Annotated in this window: 15 protein-coding genes; 13 read left to right on the forward strand and 2 right to left on the reverse strand. The window is 63.3% G+C overall.

The features are described 5' to 3' along the window. Positions 1 to 197: 197 nt before the first annotated feature. The 11 genes from IGS55_RS26955 to ppnP all read left to right on the forward strand — a co-directional run bounded on the left by IGS55_RS26955 (position 198) and on the right by ppnP (position 14817). Complete coding sequence (locus IGS55_RS26955) at positions 198 to 3053, forward strand: ATP-binding protein (RefSeq protein WP_230519279.1); 2856 nt, start codon at positions 198 to 200, stop codon at positions 3051 to 3053. A 277-nt stretch (positions 3054 to 3330) separates the two neighbouring features. After that, positions 3331 to 4251: an ornithine carbamoyltransferase gene (gene argF / locus IGS55_RS26960; RefSeq protein ID WP_139090833.1), complete on the forward strand. Its 921-nt coding sequence runs from the start codon at positions 3331 to 3333 to the stop codon at positions 4249 to 4251. A 69-nt stretch (positions 4252 to 4320) separates the two neighbouring features. Then, positions 4321 to 5556, forward strand: a complete 1236-nt coding sequence (locus tag IGS55_RS26965) for an argininosuccinate synthase (RefSeq protein ID WP_035825961.1) — start codon at positions 4321 to 4323, stop codon at positions 5554 to 5556. 310 nt (positions 5557 to 5866) lie between these two features. After that, positions 5867 to 7678, forward strand: coding sequence for a methyl-accepting chemotaxis protein (locus IGS55_RS26970; RefSeq protein WP_230519280.1), 1812 nt, complete (start codon positions 5867 to 5869; stop codon positions 7676 to 7678). Positions 7679 to 7682: 4 nt separating this feature from the next. Continuing rightward, positions 7683 to 8141: a chemotaxis protein CheW gene (locus IGS55_RS26975; RefSeq protein WP_230519281.1), complete on the forward strand. Its 459-nt coding sequence runs from the start codon at positions 7683 to 7685 to the stop codon at positions 8139 to 8141. Beyond that, complete coding sequence (locus tag IGS55_RS26980) at positions 8138 to 9382, forward strand: CheR family methyltransferase (protein WP_230519282.1); 1245 nt, start codon at positions 8138 to 8140, stop codon at positions 9380 to 9382. The genes IGS55_RS26975 and IGS55_RS26980 overlap by 4 nt, the downstream gene beginning before the upstream one ends. Positions 9383 to 9391: 9 nt before the next feature. Continuing rightward, complete coding sequence (locus tag IGS55_RS26985) at positions 9392 to 10078, forward strand: chemotaxis protein CheW (RefSeq protein ID WP_230519283.1); 687 nt, start codon at positions 9392 to 9394, stop codon at positions 10076 to 10078. Then, positions 10075 to 12378, forward strand: a complete 2304-nt coding sequence (locus tag IGS55_RS26990; protein WP_230519284.1) for a hybrid sensor histidine kinase/response regulator — start codon at positions 10075 to 10077, stop codon at positions 12376 to 12378. The genes IGS55_RS26985 and IGS55_RS26990 overlap by 4 nt, the downstream gene beginning before the upstream one ends. Positions 12379 to 12388: 10 nt before the next feature. Further along, the gene (gene cheB / locus IGS55_RS26995) at positions 12389 to 13441 is read left to right on the forward strand and encodes a chemotaxis-specific protein-glutamate methyltransferase CheB (RefSeq protein ID WP_230519285.1); all 1053 of its coding nucleotides are present in this window, start codon (positions 12389 to 12391) and stop codon (positions 13439 to 13441) included. A 10-nt stretch (positions 13442 to 13451) separates the two neighbouring features. Then, a complete protein-coding gene (locus tag IGS55_RS27000; RefSeq protein WP_268992068.1) occupies positions 13452 to 14477 on the forward strand; it encodes a diguanylate cyclase in 1026 nt (341 codons plus the stop codon). Between the two features lie 25 nt (positions 14478 to 14502). Beyond that, complete coding sequence (ppnP, locus tag IGS55_RS27005) at positions 14503 to 14817, forward strand: pyrimidine/purine nucleoside phosphorylase (RefSeq protein ID WP_230519286.1); 315 nt, start codon at positions 14503 to 14505, stop codon at positions 14815 to 14817. Here ppnP and murB read toward each other — a convergent pair whose 3' ends face one another. After that, the gene (gene murB / locus IGS55_RS27010) at positions 14818 to 15846 is read right to left on the reverse strand and encodes a UDP-N-acetylmuramate dehydrogenase (RefSeq protein WP_230519287.1); all 1029 of its coding nucleotides are present in this window, start codon (positions 15844 to 15846) and stop codon (positions 14818 to 14820) included. It abuts the gene before it with no gap. A 185-nt stretch (positions 15847 to 16031) separates the two neighbouring features. On the opposite strand from murB, the gene IGS55_RS27015 reads away from it, so the two are divergent. After that, a complete protein-coding gene (locus IGS55_RS27015; RefSeq protein ID WP_034759416.1) occupies positions 16032 to 16517 on the forward strand; it encodes a YajQ family cyclic di-GMP-binding protein in 486 nt (161 codons plus the stop codon). Positions 16518 to 16700: 183 nt separating this feature from the next. Then, positions 16701 to 17966, forward strand: a complete 1266-nt coding sequence (locus IGS55_RS27020) for a nitronate monooxygenase (protein ID WP_070277935.1) — start codon at positions 16701 to 16703, stop codon at positions 17964 to 17966. 54 nt (positions 17967 to 18020) lie between these two features. On the opposite strand, the gene IGS55_RS27025 is transcribed toward IGS55_RS27020, so the two are convergent. After that, a complete protein-coding gene (locus IGS55_RS27025) occupies positions 18021 to 19319 on the reverse strand; it encodes a leucine-rich repeat-containing protein kinase family protein (RefSeq protein ID WP_230519290.1) in 1299 nt (432 codons plus the stop codon). Between the last annotated feature and the right edge of the window lie 249 nt (positions 19320 to 19568).

Below are 19568 nucleotides of genomic sequence, written 5' to 3' on the forward strand. Positions count from 1 at the left end.
CGCCACGCTGTCCATGGGGCGTGCATCAGCCGGCAGGGGCTGGTGCACGCCCCGCCTGCTTTGCGCAGCCTGAAATGACGCGCGCAAAAAATACTGTCGAGCCTGCCAAACAACTGCATCCGAATGCAGCTTACAATGCGATCCAATAAGGTGTCACTGGCCGCTGGCCAACACCATCGCCTTGCAGGAGATTTCGGATGGAAATGTTCGCGCTCGAACATGACATTGCACAGTGGGAAGACACACTGCGGCCATTGCGCGCCTTGGAGCGCCTGCCCTTGCTGATGCTGCTGGCATGGCATTTACGCCAGCGCAACTGCGCACAAGCGCTGCACCATGCGGCCGAAGCGGCAGCCTTGCTGCCCCAGGCCCAACTGCCGGCCCACGCCCTGGCGATCGCGCAAGCGCGCCTGCAACTGGTGCAAGCGGAAGTGGCGTGGCTGCAAGGCGCGCTCGATACGGCCGAAAGCCTGGCCATGGCGGCGCACGCCACCTTGTGCGCACACGGCGACGGCGCCGGCTGCGCCGACGCACACTGGCTGCTGTCCTCGATCGCCGTCGACCGCGGCGACCATGCCCGCTGCGATGCCGAACTGCTGGCAGCAGCGGAGCAAGCGCGCAGCGCCGGCGATGCGATGCGCGCCAGCCTGGCCGACGCGGCCACGGCGCGCTGGGCCGTCTTGCGCGACGCGCCAGCCGCCCAGGCCCGCTGGGGCGCCGACTTCCAGGCCGACGGCACCAGCGGCAAGCTGCCCGCGCCACTGGCCGCCTGGGTGCACGATTTCCGCGGCTTGCTGGCGCACACCTCGCGCGACCTGGGCGCGGCCGCCGGCCACTACATGCAAAGCTATGAGGCGGCTCTGGAAAGCGGCCAGTTGCGCGGCGCCATCACGGCCGCCATCAATATCGGCGACTGTTTCTCCAGCCTCAACGACAACGAATCGGCCCTCGAATGGATGCAGTGCGCGCTGGACCTGGCGCGCCCCACCGGCTGGCCGCGCAGCATCGGCGCCTGCCAGACGCATACGGCCGAAACCATGCGCAAGCTGGGGCGCCTGGCCACGGCCGAAGACTTGCTGCGCGAAGCGCTGCTGATCCTGGCCCCCGTGGCGAGCGCGCGCACCTATGCCAACGCCCTGTTCCACTTGGGCGAACTGAGCCTGGACAAGGGCGACTACGACACGGCGCTCGACGCCTTCAGCCGGCTGGCACAGCGCGCCGAAGCGCTGGGCCAGGCCGACTTCCGCAGCATGGCGCAGCGCGGCAGCGCCCACGCGCTGTCTTACCTGGACCGCCCGGACGAAGCGCTGCAGGCGGCAGAGCGGGCTTGTCAGCTGGCCACCGCGCAGGGCGACGCCATGCACCAGGTGGCGGCGCTGCGCGTGCTGTCCATGCTGCATGCGCGCCACGACCTGCCGCCGCCCGCAGGCATGCAGGAACGCAATCCCGCCCTGCATTTCCTGCACCAGGCGCTGCAGGTGGCCGACTCCATCGACGGCTATGTGCCGCCCGGCGAACTGCTCGATGCGCTGGCGCGCGAATACGCGCATGCGGGCGACTATGCGCGCGCCTACGATATCGCCCTGGCGGCGGGCGCGGCGCGCGAGAAAAGCCACACCCAGCAGGCGAGCAACCGCGCCACCGCCATGCAGGTCTACCACCAGACCGAACATGCGCGCTCGGAAGGCTATCACCACCGCGAACTGGCCGCCTCCGAAGCACGGCGTGCCGAAGTGCTGCAGCAAACCAGCGACACCCTGGAACGGTTGTCGGCCATCGGCCAGGAAATCACCACCCACCTCGACGCCAGCGCCGTGTTCCAGGTGCTGGACCGCCACGTGCATGCCTTGCTGCCGGTCAACACCTTCGCCGTCTACATGCTCGATGCGGCGGGCACGGCGCTGCACCGCGCGCACGGCATGGAAGCGGGCCGGCCCCTGTCCGACAACGCCATTCCACTGAGCAACCCGCGCGCCTATTCCGTGCGCTGCCTGCTGGGCCGGCGCGAAGTGTATATCGACCAGGTGCCGCCGAAGCGCCACGCCTACACGGTGCCCGGCACCCTGCATAACCAGAGCGTGCTGTACGTGCCGTTGACGGTGGGCGAGCGCGTGCTGGGGGTGATGACGGTGCAGGCTTGCCATGCCCATGCCTACGGCGAACGCGAACGCCTGATCTTTCGCACCCTGTGCGCGTACGGCGCCATCGCGCTCGACAATGCCAGCGCCTACCGGCAACTGCAGGACGCCCAGGCGCAATTGGCATCGCAGGAAAAGCTGGCCGCCCTCGGCTCGCTGATGGCCGGCGTGGCGCATGAACTGAATACCCCGATCGGCAACAGCCTGTTGATCGCCAGCACCATGCTGCAAAAGACGGAAGACGTGGAACGCCTGATGAACGGCCCCGGCCTGCGCCGCTCGGACCTGGCCGCCTACATCGACGATGCAAGCAAGGCGTCGGCGCTGGTGATGCGCGGCCTGCACAGCGCGGCCGACCTGGTCAACAGCTTCAAGCAGGTGGCCGTCGACCGCACCACCGAACAGCGGCGCCAGTTCGACCTGCAACAGGTGAGCAATGAAATCATCGCCACCGTCATGAACCGCATCCGCAGCTCGGGCCACCGCATCGAAACGGACATCGCGTTCGGCATCGCCCTGGACAGCTATCCGGGTCCGTTCGGCCAGGTAATCACCAACCTGATCAATAACGCCCTGCTGCACGCCTTCGCTCCCGCGCCCAACGATGGCGCCGCCGGCACCGGTTGCATGCGCCTGTCCGCCACGCTGGACGGCGCGCGCGTGCGGATCGTCTTCGCCGACAATGGCGGCGGCATCGCCGAACAGCATTTGTCGCGCATCTTCGACCCCTTCTTTACCACCAAGCTGGGCCAGGGCGGCAGCGGCCTCGGTTTGTCGATCAGCTACAACATCGTCACGGCCCTGCTGGGCGGCACCATCCAGGTGGCCAGCAGCCCCGCCGGCACGCGTTTCACGCTGGATCTGCCCCTGGTGGCGCCCCAGCTGGACGGGGCCGCGCCCGCCAGCATCTATTAAGACGTTTCCCGGGCGCAGGCTTGCCTATACAAGTACGCGCCCGGACGGTCTTTCCAATCTAAAAGCAAAACCCTTATAATTGAACGGCTGAAGTACTTGCCATTGCATTATTTTCAACATGGCAAACCGCATCGACCCGCGCGACAAGCGTCGCGCTGGCACCGATCAACACAGCAGCGCGCCGGGCGAGGCAGTCATCAGACGAGATGTTGTACGCTGATGCAACCCGGCGGGAAAGGCACGCCGCCGGCGGCCTGCGCATCTTCAAGTGGTCATTATGTCGACAAAAAAACCGATCAAGCACTACCTCCAGTTCTCCGATTTCACGTTGGAAGAGTATGAATATGTGATCGAACGCGCCCATCTGATCAAGCGCAAGTTCAAGAATTACGAAATCTACCATCCACTGATCGACCGCACCCTGGTGATGGTCTTTGAAAAGAACTCCACCCGCACGCGATTGTCGTTCGAGGCCGGCATGCACCAGCTGGGCGGCGCCGCCATCTACCTGAACACGCGCGATTCCCAGCTGGGCCGCGGCGAGCCGGTGGAAGACGCGGGCCAGGTCATGTCGCGCATGTGCGACATCATCATGGTGCGTACCTTCGGCCAGGAAATCATCGAGCGTTTCGCCGCCAATTCGCGCGTGCCGGTGATCAATGGCCTGACCAATGAACACCACCCGTGCCAGGTCTTTGCCGACATCTTCACCTACATCGAACACCGCGGCTCGATCGCCGGCAAGGTTGTCGCCTGGATCGGCGACGCCAACAACATGCTGTACTCGTGGCTGCAGGCGGCTGAAGTATTCGGCTTCCACGTCAACGTGTCGACGCCCAAGGGCTACGACATCGACCTGGCGCAAGTCAAGACCGAGCGCTACACCTTCTTCGCGAACCCGTCGGACGCCTGCGAAGGCGCGCACCTGGTCAACACGGACGTGTGGACCAGCATGGGCTACGAAGCGGAAAATGCGGCCCGGATCGCCGCCTTCGACGGCTGGATCGTCGATGGCGCGAAGATGTCCCGCGCCGCGCCCGACGCCCTGTTCATGCACTGCCTGCCCGCCCACCGCGGCGAGGAAGTGGCCGCCGAAGTGATCGACGGCCCGCAATCGGTCGTGTGGGACGAGGCGGAAAACCGCTTGCACGTGCAAAAAGCGCTGATCGAATACCTGTTACTCGGTAAAATCCAATAATTCGCCCGGCACTGCATAAAACCTGGCAGCATCGCAATACATACATCGACAACGACAACTGGAAGCAATATGAGCGACATTAAAAAAGTAGTCCTGGCCTATTCCGGCGGACTCGACACCTCCGTCATCCTGAAATGGCTGCAAGATAACTACCAGTGCGAAATCGTCACCTTCACGGCCGACCTGGGCCAGGGCGAAGAACTGGAACCGGCGCGCGCCAAGGCCATCAAGTTCGGCATCAAGCCGGAAAACATCCATATCGAAGACGTGCGCGAAGAATTCGTGCGCGATTTCGTCTTCCCGATGTTCCGCGCCAACACCGTGTATGAAGGCGAATACCTGCTGGGCACTTCGATCGCCCGTCCGCTGATCGCCAAGCGCCTGATCGAAATCGCCAACGCCACGGGCGCCGACGCCATCTCGCACGGCGCGACCGGCAAGGGCAACGACCAGGTGCGTTTCGAACTGGGTGCCTACGCGCTCAAACCTGGCGTGAAAATCATCGCCCCATGGCGCGAGTGGGATCTGCTGTCGCGCGAAAAACTGCTGAAGTACGCGGAAGACGCCGGCATCGAAATCGACATGAAGCACAAGAACGGCGGCGCGCCGTACTCGATGGACGCCAACTTGCTGCACATCAGCTTTGAAGGCCGCCACCTGGAAAACCCGAGCGCCGAAGCGGAAGAGACCATGTGGCGCTGGACCGTCAGCCCGGAAAACGCCCCGGACGAAGCGGAATACCTGGACATCGAATACGAAAAAGGCGATATCGTCGCCATCAACGGCGTGCGCATGTCGCCCGCCACCGTGCTGGCCGAACTGAACAAGGTTGGCGGCAAGCATGGCGTGGGACGCCTGGACCTGGTGGAAAACCGCTACGTCGGCATGAAGTCGCGCGGCTGCTATGAAACCCCGGGCGGCACCATCATGCTCAAAGCCCACCGCGCCATCGAATCGATCACCCTGGACCGCGAAGTGGCCCACCTGAAAGATGACCTGATGCCGCGCTACGCGTCGATGATCTACAACGGCTACTGGTGGGCGCCCGAGCGCGTCGCCCTGCAAACCCTGATCGACCACACGCAGGAAACCGTGAACGGCTGGGTACGCATCAAGCTGTACAAGGGCAATGTCATCGTCGTGTCGCGCGATTCGAAAACGGATTCGCTGTTCGACATGAACATCGCCACCTTCGACGAAGACGGCGGCGCCTACAACCAGGCCGACGCCGGCGGCTTCATCAAGCTGAACGCCTTGCGCATGCGCATCGCCGCCATCGCCCGTGAAAAACGTGGCCAGAAGTAATTAGTTGCCGGGAGGCACTGCCTCCCGCGCCAACCAAAGCCGCCCATGGGCGGCTTTTTTACATTTGAAACGCACTCGACCACGATTTACGGCCCGGCGCGCGCCCGGATCACCCCCATTTTGCTGTGCGCGTGGCAAAATGCTACAGTGCAATTTAAAACACCTAACATAACCTACTGCGCGTCGCGATTCGCGGCCTAAGATGCTCACTGTGCATGCGCACAGTTCCGCTTCTCAGCCGCAACTCACTGCCGCTCGCTACGGTTCTGTAGGCGCTCTTTCGAAAAAATCCCGCTTCCGGAGCCCTCCCATGTTCAAAGACCTGAGTATCAAGAATAAACTGTACCTGGGCTTCGGCTCCATCGTGGCCATCATCCTGATCCTGCTGGGCGTGTCCTACAACAGCTTTTCGCGCCTGTCGGAAGCCAATGCGTGGGACCGCCACACGATGGAGGTGCTGGGCGAGATCGACAGGATTCACAATTCCATCCTGCAAATCCAGGTGGAAGCACGCGGTTTCGTTCTGACCGGCAGTGAAACGTCGCTGTCGCCGGAATCGAATGAAATGGACGTGCTGAGCCAGCACACGCAAAAAGCCATCGCCATGACGGCCGACAACAAGGTGCAGTCGGAACGCTTCCGCAAGATCGACGCGCTGACCGCCACCTGGGTCAAGGAGTGGATCACCCCGCTGATCGAAAAACGCCGCGCGCTGGGCAATGCACCGGGCGCCACCGAAACGGTGGCGCGCACCATGCCGGCCGGCGGCTACCCTGCCGTCAGGCAGGCGAACAAGCTGCTCGACGAAGTCGCCGCCGAGGAAACCCGTTTGCTGGCCGAACGCACGGCCAACACGGAGAAACTGCAGGAAACCATGGTAATGACCCTGGCCCTGGGCGGCCTGCTGTGCGTGGCGCTGGCGCTGGGCATTTCCTACCTGCTGGGCCGCGCCATCCTCGGCCCGCTGAACAGCCTGACGGACGCCGTCGGGCGCATCGCCAGCGGCGACCAGCGCGCGCGCGCCACCATCCTCTCGCGCGACGAGCTGGGCAAGGTATCGGCAGAATTCAACCGCATGGCGCAAACGATTCAGGACAACCAGGCCAATGAACAAGCCGCCACCAACACCTTGCGCGCCAAGGTCGATTCGCTGCTGGAAGTGGTCTCGAAAGCCGCCTCGGGCGACCTGACGGGCAAGGTCGGCATCACGGGCAGCGACGCCATCGGCCAGCTGGGCAATGGCCTGGCGAAGATGTTTGAAAACCTGCGCAGCCTGCTCAACAATGTGCAAAAGGCGGGCATCCAGGTGACGACGTCCGCCACGGAAATCGCCGCCTCGGCGCGCCAGCAGGAAGCCACCGGCATCGAGCAGGCGCAAACGAGCGTGGAAATTCTCAGCACCACCAAGGAAATCTCGGCCAATACGAGCCAGTTACTCAAAACCATGGAAGACGCCACCGCCGTGGCCGACTACACGACGAATGCGACGGCCGAGGCGCAGAACAACCTCAAGCGCATGGATTCGACCATGCAGCACATGGTCTCGGCCACCGATTCCATCAACGCCAAGCTGGCGGCCCTGTCGGAAAAAGCCAGCAATATCAATAGCGTGCTGATCACCATCACCAAGGTCGCCGACCAGACCAACATCCTGTCGCTGAACGCCGCCATCGAGGCGGAAAAAGCGGGCGAAGCGGGCCGCGGCTTCTCCGTGGTGGCCACCGAAATTCGCCGCCTGGCCGACCAGACGTCCGTGTCCACGTGGGATATCGAGCAAATGCTCAAGGAAATGCAGTCGGCCGTCTCGGCCAGCGTGATGGGCATGGACAAATTCTCGGAAGAAATTCGCCGCAGCGTGGGCGAAGTACGGCAAGTGGCCGAGCAGCTGTCGTCCGTAATGGACCAGGTGCAGAAACTCACGCCGCAATTCGACGCCGTGCTGCAAGGCATGCAGTCGCAGGCCCTCGGCGCCTCGCAGATTTCCGACACCATGATGCAGCTCAACGACGCCACCCAGCAGACGGTGGAGTCCTTGAAGGCCACCAGCGAGGCGGTGCACCAGCTGCAATATGCGGCGGGCGACCTGCAGTCGAGCGTGTCGACTTTCGCCGTCACCATCTGATCCCATGAAAGTGCTGCTCTTTCACATCGGACGCGACCGCTACGGCCTGCCCCTGGCCCGCATCGTGCGCGTCCTGCCGCTGCTGGAGCTGAAACAGTTGCCGCTCACGCCAGACTACGTGGCCGGCCTGATGGACTTGCATGGCACGCCCGTGCCCGTGATCGACCTGTCGCGCCTGGCCGGGCTGCCGGCCGCCGCCGCGCAGTTCGACACGCGCATCGTCGTCGTCGACTACCGCGCGCCTGGCGGCGAAACCATGCACGCGCTGGGCTTGCTGGCCTCGCAAGTGCGCGGCATCGCCGACATCGACCCGCTCCAGCTTGAAGACAGCGGCGTGGCGACAGTGCCCTTCCTGGGCCAGGTGGCCAGCGACGCCGACGGCATCGTGCAGCTGGTGGAACTGGAACACCTGCTGCCGCCGGACGTGCGCGCGCTGCTGTTCCAAGACGCGGGCGCGGCATGACGGCGCAAACCCTGCTGCGCCGCGCGACCGGCCTGTCCGTCTCCAAATCCGTGGCCGAGCGGGCCGTCGGCCAGCGCATGGAGCAAACGGGATATGCCGATAGCGAAGCCTACCTGCAGGCGCTCACGCCGGCCGAAATGACGCAATTGATCGAACTGGTGGTGGTGCCCGAATCGTGGCTGTTCCGCGACCCGCAGGCGTTCTACGCCACCGTCGAACTGGTACAGGAACGCTGGGCGCGCGGACGCGCCACGCGCATCCTGTCGATCCCTTGCGCGGGCGGCGAGGAGCCGTATTCGATGGCCATGGCGCTGCGCGACGGCGGCGTGCCGAAACAGGCGTTCAGCATCGACGCCTACGACCTGAGCCCCGGCTGCATCGAGCGGGCGCAGACGGGAATCTACGGCCGCAATGCCTTCCGCGCGCAGGACGTGGCCTTCCGCGAACGCTATTTCACGCACGTGGCCGACGACGCCTACCGCATCATCGACTCCTTGCGCGAACAGGTGACTTTCAGGCAGGGCAACCTGCTGCAGTTCGACACGGCCACCTACAGCCGCCATTACGACGTCATTTTTTGCCGCAACCTGCTGATCTACTTTGACAAGCCGACCACGCGCGCGGCCATCCAGAATCTGTCGGCCCTGCTGGCCGACGACGGCATGCTGCTGGCCGGCTATGCGGAAGTGCCGTCGTTCTGCCAGAATGGCTTTACGACGCTGCAGTTCCGCCAGGCTTTCGCCCTGAAGAAGGAAACGGCGGCGCCGGCCAGTCCCGTGCAGTTGGCGCCGCTGCCGGCCTTGCGCGCCTTGCGCAGCGTGCCGCCCGCGCCAAGGCGCGCCGCAGTGGCAGCCACGCCCATCGCATCGGCGGCGCCGCGCGCGCGCCCCGTGTCCGTGCCGCCGCCGTCGCCGGCCGCGCAAGCTGATTTGCTGGCCGAGGCACGCCTGCTGGCCGACCGTGGCCAGTTGCGCGAGGCCGGCGAAAAATGCCACGCCCACCTGGCAAAAGTGCCCGAGGCGGCGGAAGCGTATTTCATGCTGGGCATCATCAATGAACTGGCCGGCAAGATGGACCTGGCCGACGACTACTGGCGCCGCTGCATCTATCTGCAGCCCGACCATTACGAGGCGCTGTGCCACCTGTCCCTGCTGGCCGAACGCAATGGCAACCACACGGCCGCCGCCACCCTGAAGGCGCGCGCGGCACGCATCTACGAGCGCCGCCAGGCGTCCAACTAAGGGGCAAGCATGACAAATCTCATCGCCACCGAGTCCCCCGCCACCATCGACGACTGCTGGAACCATATCGGCGTGGTCGGCGACCAGAGCTGCCCCAAGCTGCCGGCCAACGTGCATTGCCGCAACTGCGACGTGTATGCGGGCGCCGCCCAGCGCAACCTGCAGCGGCCCGTGGACGAACACTACCGGCGCGACTGGGCCAGCCACTTCCGCCAGATCGATGCGGGCGGCGAAGTACGCGACAGTTCGGCGCTGGTGTTTCGCATCGGCCGCGAATGGCTGGCGCTGCCCACGCGCGTATTCGACTCCGTGGCGCCGCAGGCCAAGCCGCACGCGCTGCCGCACCGCGGCGGGGGCGGCCTGGCGGGCATCGTCAATATCGGCGGCAAGCTGTATCCGTGCATGTCGCTGGCCAGTTTGCTGGGCATCGACGAACAGGGCGCGCCGCCAGCCAAGGGCCGCCACACGTTTGCGCGCCTGCTGCTGATGCGCTGGGAAGAGCAGGCCTACGCGCTGCCCGTGGCCGACCTGCACGGCATCGTGCGCTACGCGTCGGTCGCCGTGCAGGCGCCGGCGGCCACCATCAACAAGGGCCTGTCGCGCTTCCTGTCGGGCGTGATCACCGAAGGCGACATGCGCATCGGCTGCCTCGACACGGCGCTGATCGGCTTTCAACTTGCGAGACTATTACGATGAGCCAGGACCAGCACGGCGACCTCAGTGCCTTTTCCATGCTGGACCTGTTCCGCATGGAGGCGGATAGCCAGACCCAGATTCTCACCGACGGCTTGCTGGCCATGGAGCGCCATGCGGGCGACGCGGCCGCCGTCGAAGCGATGATGCGCGCGGCCCACTCGATCAAGGGCGCGGCCGCCATCGTCGGCCTGCAAGTGGTGGTGCAGCTGGCGCACGGTATGGAAGACAGCTTTGTCGCCGCCCAGCATGGGCGCTTGAAACTCACGCCCGAGCGGGTCGACGTGCTGCTGTCGGGCGTCGACCTGATCGTGCAGCTGTCGCGCCTGGACGACGCGGGCGCCGAAGCGTGGCTGACCGCGAATGCCGTGCAGATCGACCAGACCCTGAACGCCATCGCCGGCATCGCCGACCTGCCCGAATTGCCGGCCCTGCCCCCGGCACCTGCGCCCATGCCTGCGCCAGCGCCCTTGCCGCCGGAAGCGGCAGAACCGCAAGCTCCCGTGGCCAGCGGCCTGGCGGGAGAGGAAGCTGAAACGGCAGCCCCGGCACCGCGTGCCGGTGCTGCACCGGCGAAGGCGCCGGCGCAAAACTTCGACAAACTGCTGTCGCTGGCCAGCGAATCGCGCATCAATGCGCACCAGATGCATCCGTTCGTCGGCGCCCTGCAGCGCTTCAAACGCAACCAGAGCAGCCTGTTTTCCGCCATCGAGCACCTGCATGAAGCCATTGCCCGTTCGGCCGACCCGGGCCTGATGGAAAAGTCCCTGCTGGCGCTGCAAAAGACGCAGCCCCTGAAACAGTTCATGCTCGAACACATCGCCGACATCGAAACCTATGAACGGCGCCTGCTGGCCGTCTCGCAAGGGATGGTCGACGAAGTGCTGGCCCTGCGCATGCGCCCTTTCCGCGACGGCATCCATGCGTTTCCCCGCATGGTACGCGACCTGGCGCGCAGCCTGGGCAAGGAAGTGCGGCTCGAGATCGACGGCGAAGATACCCTGGTCGACCGCGACATCCTGGCGAAGATCGAAAGTCCGCTGAACCACATGCTCAGGAATGCCATCGACCATGGCATGGAAGGCCCGTACGAGCGCATCGACGCGGGCAAGGAAGCGCTGGGCACGATACGCATGGAAGCGCGCCACCGCGCCGGCATGCTGAGCATCGAGATCAGCGACGACGGGCGCGGCGTCGACCTGGAAAAAATCCGCCAGTCCGTCATCGAGCGCAAGATGGCCAGCCCCGCCATGGCCGCCGCGCTGTCGCCGGGCGAGCTGCTGGAGTTTTTGTTCCTGCCCGCCTTCAGCCTGAAGGAAAAGGCGAATCAATTGTCCGGACGCGGCGTGGGCCTCGACATCGTGCACGAGACGATACGCCAGCAAAACGGCACGGTGCGCCTGGAGTCGGAACCGGGCCGCGGTTTCCGCGCCCTGATCACATTGCCGCTGACGCAGTCGATCGTGCGCGCGCTGGTGGTCGACGTGCATGGCGAAGCCTACGCCATCCCCATCGTCAAGGTGGAAAGCGTGGTGCGCGTGCCGCAAGCGGCCATCCATACCCTGGAAAACAAGCAGTTCTTCGAACTCAAGGGCGAGCATCTGGGCCTGGTATCGGCTGCGCAGGTGCTCGAACTCGGCGAAGCGGCCAACCAGGCCGAGGACTTGCCCGTGGTCGTGATCGGCCGGGGCAAGCAAAGCTATGCGCTGGTGGTCGACGCCATCCGCGGCGAGCAAAGCCTGGCCGTGCAAGCCATCGACCCGATCTTCGGCAAGATGCGCGACATTTCCGCCGCCGCCCTGCTCGACGACGGCGAGCCGGTGCTGATCCTCGACGTGCCCGACTTGCTGCTGTCGATCGACAAGCTGCTGCACGAGGGCGGCCTGCACCAGCTGGCGCAGGCGGGCCACGCCGAACGCCGCAAGGCCAAGCGCATCCTCGTCGTCGACGATTCGCTGACGGTGCGCGAGATGGAGCGCAAGCTGCTGCTGGCGCGCGGCTTCGACGTCGACGTGGCCATCGACGGCATCGACGGCTGGAACGTGGTGCGCAGCGGAGAATATGACCTGGTGATCACCGACGTGGACATGCCGCGCATGGATGGCATCGAACTCGTTTCGCTGATCAAGAAGGACCTGCACCTGCACAAACTGCCGGTGATGATCGTGTCGTACAAGGACCGTCCGGAAGACCGCGCGCGCGGCCTGTCCGCCGGCGCCGACTATTATTTGACCAAAGGCAGCTTCCACGACGAGACCTTGCTCGACGCGGTGGCCGACCTGATAGGAGATGCCCGCTTATGAGCTGTCATTCATGAAAATTGCCATTGCCAACGATGTCGCCATGGCCGCCGAGGCCCTGCGCCGCGTGGTCGCCAGTACGCAGGAACACCAGGTGCTGTGGATCGCCCGCACGGGGCTCGAAGCCGTGCGCATGTGCGAGGGCAACCGTCCCGACCTGATCCTGATGGATCTGAACATGCCCGAGATGGATGGCGTGGAAGCGACGCGCCTGATCATGGAGCAAAGCCCATGCGCCATCCTGGTCGTCACGGGCCGCCCGCAAGACAATGTCAACCAGGTCTTTCGCGCGCTGGGCGCGGGCGCGCTCGACGTCACGGCCACGCCCGTGCTGCAGGGGGAAGTGGGCGGCGACAGCGAACTGCTGGCCAAGATCAAGACCATCGGCAAGCTGATACGCCACAGCGCCGAAGCACCGCCGCCGCGCCAGGCGCCAGCCAATGGCGGCGAGCGGGGCGACGGCCAGGTATCGACCCTGGTGGCCATCGGCGCCTCGACGGGCGGGCCCTCGGCCGTGGCCAAGGTGCTGTCCGGCTGGACGGCGCCGCCCGGCTGCGCCATCGTCGTGGTGCAGCACATCGATGAAACCTTCGCCTCGCACTTCGCCAAATGGCTCGATGACCAGCTCAGCATGCCCGTGCGCGTGATCGCCGATGGCGACGAACTGGTGTCCGGCACCGTACTGATCGCCAAGACCAATGATCACCTGCTGCTAGATCAAAATTATCGTTTGGGTTACGATGCAGCACCACGCGACTATGTTTACCGCCCGTCCGTCGATGTCTTCTTCAACTGCGTGGCGCAGCACTGGCGCGGCGATGCCATCGGCATATTGCTCACAGGCATGGGGCGCGACGGCGGCGATGGCTTGCTGGCCATGCGCCGCGCCGGCAAGACGACGATTGCGCAAGACCAGGCCAGCAGCGCCGTGTATGGCATGCCGCGCGCGGCTGCCGAACTCGATGCGGCGCAGCAAATCCTGCCATTGGATAGAATAGGCGCCAGCCTGCGCAGCCGCCTGGGCGCCAAACTCAACAATGGGTGGGAGCCCTCCCCTAACATCTGAAAAGAATGCAATGCCAGAATTCTCCTCCAACTTCACCCAGCATGAGCCCGCGTTGACCGAATTCAAGGTCAGCGTGCTGCTGGTGGACGACCAGTTGATCATCGCCGAAGCAGTCCGGCGCATGCTCAGCGACCAGCAGGATATCGAATTTCATTACGTGACCGACGCCACGCAGGCGCTGGACACGGCACTGCGTTTGCAACCGAGCGTCATCCTGCAAGACCTCGTGATGCCGGGCATCGACGGTTTCGCCCTGATCCAGCTGTACCGCGACAACGCGGCGCTCGCGCATGTGCCCGTCATCGTCATGTCGGCCAAGGACGATCCGAAACTGAAGGCCCACAGCTTTGCCGTCGGCGCCAACGATTATGTGGTGAAACTGCCGGACCGCCTGGAATTGCTGGCGCGCATACGCCACCATTCCAACGCGCACATCAGCCGATTGCAGCGCGACCAGGCCTTTCGTTTCCTGCGCGAAAGCCAAAAAAACCTGGCCGACGCGAATATTGAATTGCAGAAACTGGCCGCCCTCGATGGCTTGACGGGGATCGCCAACCGGCGCCGCTTCGATGAAACCCTGCAATTCGAATGGCAGCGGGGCCAGCGCGACAAGACGCCGCTGAGCCTGCTGTTCTGCGATATCGACCATTTTAAAAGCTATAACGACCATTTTGGCCACCTGGCGGGCGACCTGGGCCTGAAAAAAGTCGCCGCCGTGCTGACGGAACATTTGAAACGCCCGGCCGACCTGGCCGCCCGCTATGGCGGCGAAGAGTTCGCCCTGATCCTGCCGGAAACGGAAGCGGCCGGCGCGCTGCTGATCGCCGAGGCATGCCGGCGCCATCTGGAAGGCTTGCAGATCGAAAACCCGGCGGCAAGCAAGGGCATCGTCACCATCTCGATCGGCGTGGCCACCGTCGTGCCATCGCCGGACTCGACGATCGAGCAATTGATCAACCGCGCCGACCAGGCCCTGTACGCGGCCAAGCGCGGCGGACGCAACAGCGTGCTGAGCGCCAATGACGTCCCGGACTGATTTTTAACAGCAAGGAAAGTGAAGCATGAGCACACAACTGGACAATGTCAGCGTCGTCAAGAAGTCGAATATTTATTTTGACGGCAAATGCGTCTCGCACAACGTCATCCTCGCCGATGGCACGAAGAAAAGCGTGGGCGTGATTTTCCCGTCATCGCTGCGCTTCAACACGGGCGCGCCGGAAATCATGGAAGTCGTCGGCGGCCTGTGCAAGGTGCGCCTCGCTGACGCGACAGAGTGGAACAGCTATGGCGCGGGCACGCAATTCAGTATCCCGGGCAATAGCTATTTTGATATCGAGACGCTGGAGACCGTCGATTACGTCTGCCACTTCGATTAATCAGACGAAAACAGGCTCGGGCGACAGGCGCACGCCATATTTCGCCTCTACATCATCCTGTATCGCTTCCGCCAGCCGGGTAATGTCCGCGCCACGAGCGCCGCCATTGTTCACCAGAACCAGTGCCTGCTTGGGATACACTCCCGCGGGCCCCAGGTTTTTTCCCTTCCAGCCACATTGATCGATCAGCCAGCCGGCAGCCAGCTTTTCCGTGCCATCGGGCTGCGCATGGTGCACCAAGGCAGGAAAACGTTCCAACAAAGCAAGACATTGCTCCCGTGACACCACGGGATTCTTGAAGAAACTGCCCGCATTGCCGATCACGGCAGGATCCGGCAATTTTCTCCGGCGGATCGCCATCACCGTGTCGGCCACCTGCTGCGGCGTCGGCTCGGCAAGATTGCGCTCGGCCACGGCTTGCGCCAGTTCCGCATAGCGCAAGTTCGGCCGCCATTCGGCCGGCAAGGCAAACGTCACTTCCAGCACGATCAGTTCGCGCCCGTCCGTCTGCTTGAAGATGCTGTCGCGATAGGCGAAGCGGCAAGCATCGCGGTCCATGTCGAAAACGATGCCGCTGCCGCTGTGCATGACGCTCACGTTATGCAGATAATCCTTGATTTCCACACCATACGCGCCGATATTCTGGATAGGCGCCGCGCCTACCGTGCCGGGGATCAAGGACAGGTTTTCCAGTCCGCCCACGCCTTGCGCCAGGGTCCACTGCACGAAGTCGTGCCAGTTTTCGCCTGCCGCGGCCGTGACGAGTATCGTCTCGAAGTCCGCCTGCGCCAGGCGCATGCCGCGCGTGGCCATGTGCAGCACGGCGCCGGGAAAGTCGCCCGTCAGCACGATGTTGCTGCCGCCGCCCAGTATCAGGCGCGGCATGGCGGCCAAGACGGGATCTTGCAGCGCGGTCTGCAATTGGGCCTGTGAAGTGATGCGTACGTAGGCGGCCGCGTTGGCCGTGATGCCGAAGGTATTCAGGCGCTGGAGGTTGTAATTGTGTTCGATGGTGAGCTCTGGATGCATGGGATAGGGAAATTTTGCTCGATTATAGAGCGAAAGCGACAAAAAACCACCTCAGGACAAGGGCGACCTGCCCGTTGTCCGTTAAAATGTCGCATCTTTAACAGGGCCGTCCCATGGCGCAGAATCAGCCGCCAAGGCCCAGCGCGCCGAGCGCGCGCTCGCTTTAACAAGAAAAGGAACAGACCATGCCGTCATTTGATGTAGTCTCCGAAGCCGATATGATCGAAGTCAAGAATGCCGTCGAGCAATCCAACAAGGAAATCACGACCCGCTTCGACTTCAAGGGCAGCGACGCCCGCGTCGAACACAAGGAAAACGAATTGACCGCGTTCGCGGACTCGGAATTCCAGCTCAGCCAAGTGCGCGACGTGCTGACCAACAAATTGACCAAACGCAAGGTCGATGTGCGCTTCCTCGACGAAGGCGACATCAAGAAGATCGGCGGCGACAAGGTCAAGCAGATCATCAAGATCAAGAATGGCATCGAATCGGATGATGCCAAGAAAATCGTGCGCGTCATCAAGGACAGCAAGATGAAAGTGCAAGCGAGCATCCAGGGTGAAGCCGTGCGCGTCACGGGCGCCAAGCGCGACGACCTGCAAGCGGCCATGGCCATGCTGCGCAAGGACGTGCCCGACATGCCGCTGGAATTTAACAATTTCCGCGATTAATTTCGATGATGCGCACGCTCCGGCCTGCGCTTGCACCGGCGTGGCGGCAAGCTGCCTCGGAGCACCTGCCCGCTTGGGGTAGAATTGAAGCTGCGCACAGCTACATGCGCCCGCGCGCCTGACCGGCAGCGGGCTTGACCGTACATCTGGCTCAGTGATAACCACGGTAGTCTAAGGATAGCAATGAAACGTGTTGATGATTTCCGCCTGCGATTTGGCAAAAAAGAATATGTGCCCATCATGATAGGCGGAATGGGTGTGGATATTTCCACGTCGGAGCTGGCCCTGGAAGCGGCCCGGCTGAACGGCATCGGGCATATCTCCGATGCCATGGTGGAAGACGTGTCGGATCGCCGTTTCGACACCACCTTCGTCAAAGACAAGACGAAACTGTACAAGTTCAACATCAATAACAGCGACAAGGCCGTGGTGCAGTTCGACCTGGGCCGCCTGGCGGAAGCGCAGCGCCTGCATATCGGCCGCACCATGGAAGCGAAAAAAGGCGATGGCTTGATTTTCGTCAATTGCATGGAAAAGCTGACCATGAACGGCCCCCGTGAAACCTTGCGCGTGCGCCTGAACGCGGCGCTCGACGCCGGCATCGACGGCATCACCCTGTCCGCCGGCTTGCACTTCGGCTCGTTTGCCCTGATGGCCGACCATCCGCGTTTCCGCGACGCCAAGCTGGGCATCATCGTCTCGTCCGTCCGCGCCTTGCAGATTTTCCTGCGCAAGAACGCCAAGCTGGACCGCTTGCCCGACTTCATCATCGTCGAGGGACCATTGGCCGGCGGCCACCTGGGTTTCGGCATGGACTGGGCCAATTACGACCTGCACACGATCACGGCGGAACTGCTGGCCTACCTGAAGGCAGAACAGCTGGATATCCCGCTGATCGCCGCTGGCGGCATCTTCACGGGCAGCGACGCCGTTTCCTTTCTGGAAGCGGGCGCGGCTGGCGTGCAAGTGGCGACGCGCTTTACCGTCACCAAGGAATGCGGCTTGCCAAACAAGGTCAAGCAGGAATACTACAAGGCCTCGGAAGAAGACATCATCGTCAATGGCGTCTCGCCGACGGGCTACCCGATGCGCATGCTGAAGAACACGCCCGCCATCGGCGCCGGCATCCGTCCAGGCTGCGAATCGTATGGCTACCTGCTCGATGCGACGGGTAACTGCGCGTACATCAACTCGTACAACCGCGAAGTGGCAGCCCATCCCGAGCAAAAAACCGTCGTCGTGATGGACAAGACTTGCCTGTGCACGCACATGCGCAACTTCAACTGCTGGACCTGCGGCCACTACACGTATCGCCTGAAGGACACCACGCACAAGCTCGACAACGGCGAATACCAGATCCTGACGGCCGAACACGTCTTCAAGGATTACCAGTTCAGCGTCGACAACCAGATCGCCCTGCCTGAAAAAGAAATCCTGGTAGCAAGCTGAATCTTGTCAGCCTGATATAAAAATGGCGCAGCCTGCGAAGGCTGCGCCATTTTTTTATGTGGGTAGCATGTGCCGCAATGCCCGTTCGATCGCGTCGAACCTGGGCCGCCGCAATACCTCGTCCTGCAGGCAAGCATCCAGCATGGCCTGCAGGCCGGGCAAGGGCGTCGTGCAATGCGCGGCCAACTCGCCCAGCAGCACGCCAAAGGCACGCGCCTCTATGCCTTGCAGTACCTCCCCATGCGGTGAACCGGACGCAAACATCGACGCCGCGCCGAAGTCGCCCAGCAGGCAGGCGCCGGCGTCCGCATGCAGGATATTGTGCGCATACAGGTCGCCGTGCACGATGCCGTGCGCATGCAGCTGGCACACGGCCGAGGCGATGCCGTGGGCAATGGCCAACACTTGCGGAGGATCAAAGCACGCGCCATCGGCATACACGTCGCGTGTGCAAGACTCCAGGCTCGGCGGGCCGGCCAGATTGCGGTAGGCTGCGTCGATGAGCGGCATGACGAGCCCCAGCGCCCCTTGCGGATGCGCATCGAGCATGCCGAGGATGGGAATCAGGCCCATGTGCGCGCCGGCGCCGACACAGGCGGCCATTTCGCTGCGTGGCAAGCCATCGCTGGTCATCGCTCCCTTGAACACTTTGACGGCCACGTCATCCACGCCATCCAGACGGGCACGGTAAATCACGCCCGATGCGCCCTCGCCCAGCTGCTGCGCCAGTTGCAGGCGCTGCCATGCCACACCCGCAGCCCCCGTACCAGCCAGGGCCGCCAGTTCACGCGCTTCCGTAAAGGGATTGCCCGCATACGCGAGCCAGCTCAGGCGTGGCAAGGATAGCAGGCACTCGGGCAGCGCCGTGAAACGGTTGGCGGCGATGCGCACCAACTCCAGCCGATGGCAAGCCGCCAGGGTAGCGGGCAAGTGGCTCAGGCAGTTCCCAGCCAGCATGAGTTTCTGCAATTGACTGCACTTGCCCAGTTCATCCGGCATGGACTCGATGGCATTGTCGGTCAGGGTCAGCCAGCGCAGCCTCGGCGGCAAGGCTGCGGCCGGTACGTGGCGTATCCGGTTCGCCTTGAAACCGATCATTTCCAGGGCTAGACATGAACCAAGCACGGCCGGCAAGGTGGTGAACAGGTTATCCGAGCAAAAAATGATGCGCAGCTTGTGCAGGCGCGGCAAATCGTCGGGCAATGTGGACAGCGCGTTGCCGGACAGGTCGAGGATTTCCAGACTGTCGGCCAGGGCGAAGATTTCGCGGGGGAATGCCGTCAAGCCGCAGGACAGCTTCAGGCGGCGCAGGCCGGCCAGCTGACCAGCACGTAATTGTTCCAGTGTATGCACAGCAGACAAGATATCCCTTTCAAGGTAGCACGCGATCGATGCCATGCATAAAACCATTGGACGTAAATAACAACCGGGGTCAGACCCTCAATGCCGCTAATGCAAAGGTCATTGCTAACGGACGAGGGGGTCTGCCCCCAGCCTTCGCTTGGGCTGACACTCAAACCGCCAAACGAAAAAAAACCCGACCATTGCTGATCGGGTTTTTCTCTACTGCGAATAACAAGCCTGACGATAACCTACTTTCAC

It is taken from the genome of Janthinobacterium sp. EB271-G4-3-2 (assembly GCF_020858035.1).
GTDB lineage: Bacteria > Pseudomonadota > Gammaproteobacteria > Burkholderiales > Burkholderiaceae_D > Janthinobacterium > Janthinobacterium aestuarii.

What these genes read in the sequence shown, in the direction of transcription:
- IGS55_RS26970 (WP_230519280.1), top strand. Translation starts at nt 5,867, where the DNA reads ATGTTCAAAGACCTGAGTATCAAGAATAAACTGTACCTGGGCTTCGGC.
- IGS55_RS26985 (WP_230519283.1), top strand. Translation starts at nt 9,392, where the DNA reads ATGACAAATCTCATCGCCACCGAGTCCCCCGCCACCATCGACGACTGC.
- IGS55_RS27000 (WP_268992068.1), top strand. Translation starts at nt 13,452, where the DNA reads ATGCCAGAATTCTCCTCCAACTTCACCCAGCATGAGCCCGCGTTGACC.
- IGS55_RS26955 (WP_230519279.1), top strand. Translation starts at nt 198, where the DNA reads ATGGAAATGTTCGCGCTCGAACATGACATTGCACAGTGGGAAGACACA.
- murB (WP_230519287.1), bottom strand. Translation starts at nt 15,846, where the DNA reads ATGCATCCAGAGCTCACCATCGAACACAATTACAACCTCCAGCGCCTG.
- IGS55_RS26990 (WP_230519284.1), top strand. Translation starts at nt 10,075, where the DNA reads ATGAGCCAGGACCAGCACGGCGACCTCAGTGCCTTTTCCATGCTGGAC.
- IGS55_RS26975 (WP_230519281.1), top strand. Translation starts at nt 7,683, where the DNA reads ATGAAAGTGCTGCTCTTTCACATCGGACGCGACCGCTACGGCCTGCCC.
- IGS55_RS26965 (WP_035825961.1), top strand. Translation starts at nt 4,321, where the DNA reads ATGAGCGACATTAAAAAAGTAGTCCTGGCCTATTCCGGCGGACTCGAC.
- ppnP (WP_230519286.1), top strand. Translation starts at nt 14,503, where the DNA reads ATGAGCACACAACTGGACAATGTCAGCGTCGTCAAGAAGTCGAATATT.
- IGS55_RS26980 (WP_230519282.1), top strand. Translation starts at nt 8,138, where the DNA reads ATGACGGCGCAAACCCTGCTGCGCCGCGCGACCGGCCTGTCCGTCTCC.
- argF (WP_139090833.1), top strand. Translation starts at nt 3,331, where the DNA reads ATGTCGACAAAAAAACCGATCAAGCACTACCTCCAGTTCTCCGATTTC.
- cheB (WP_230519285.1), top strand. Translation starts at nt 12,389, where the DNA reads ATGAAAATTGCCATTGCCAACGATGTCGCCATGGCCGCCGAGGCCCTG.
- IGS55_RS27020 (WP_070277935.1), top strand. Translation starts at nt 16,701, where the DNA reads ATGAAACGTGTTGATGATTTCCGCCTGCGATTTGGCAAAAAAGAATAT.
- IGS55_RS27015 (WP_034759416.1), top strand. Translation starts at nt 16,032, where the DNA reads ATGCCGTCATTTGATGTAGTCTCCGAAGCCGATATGATCGAAGTCAAG.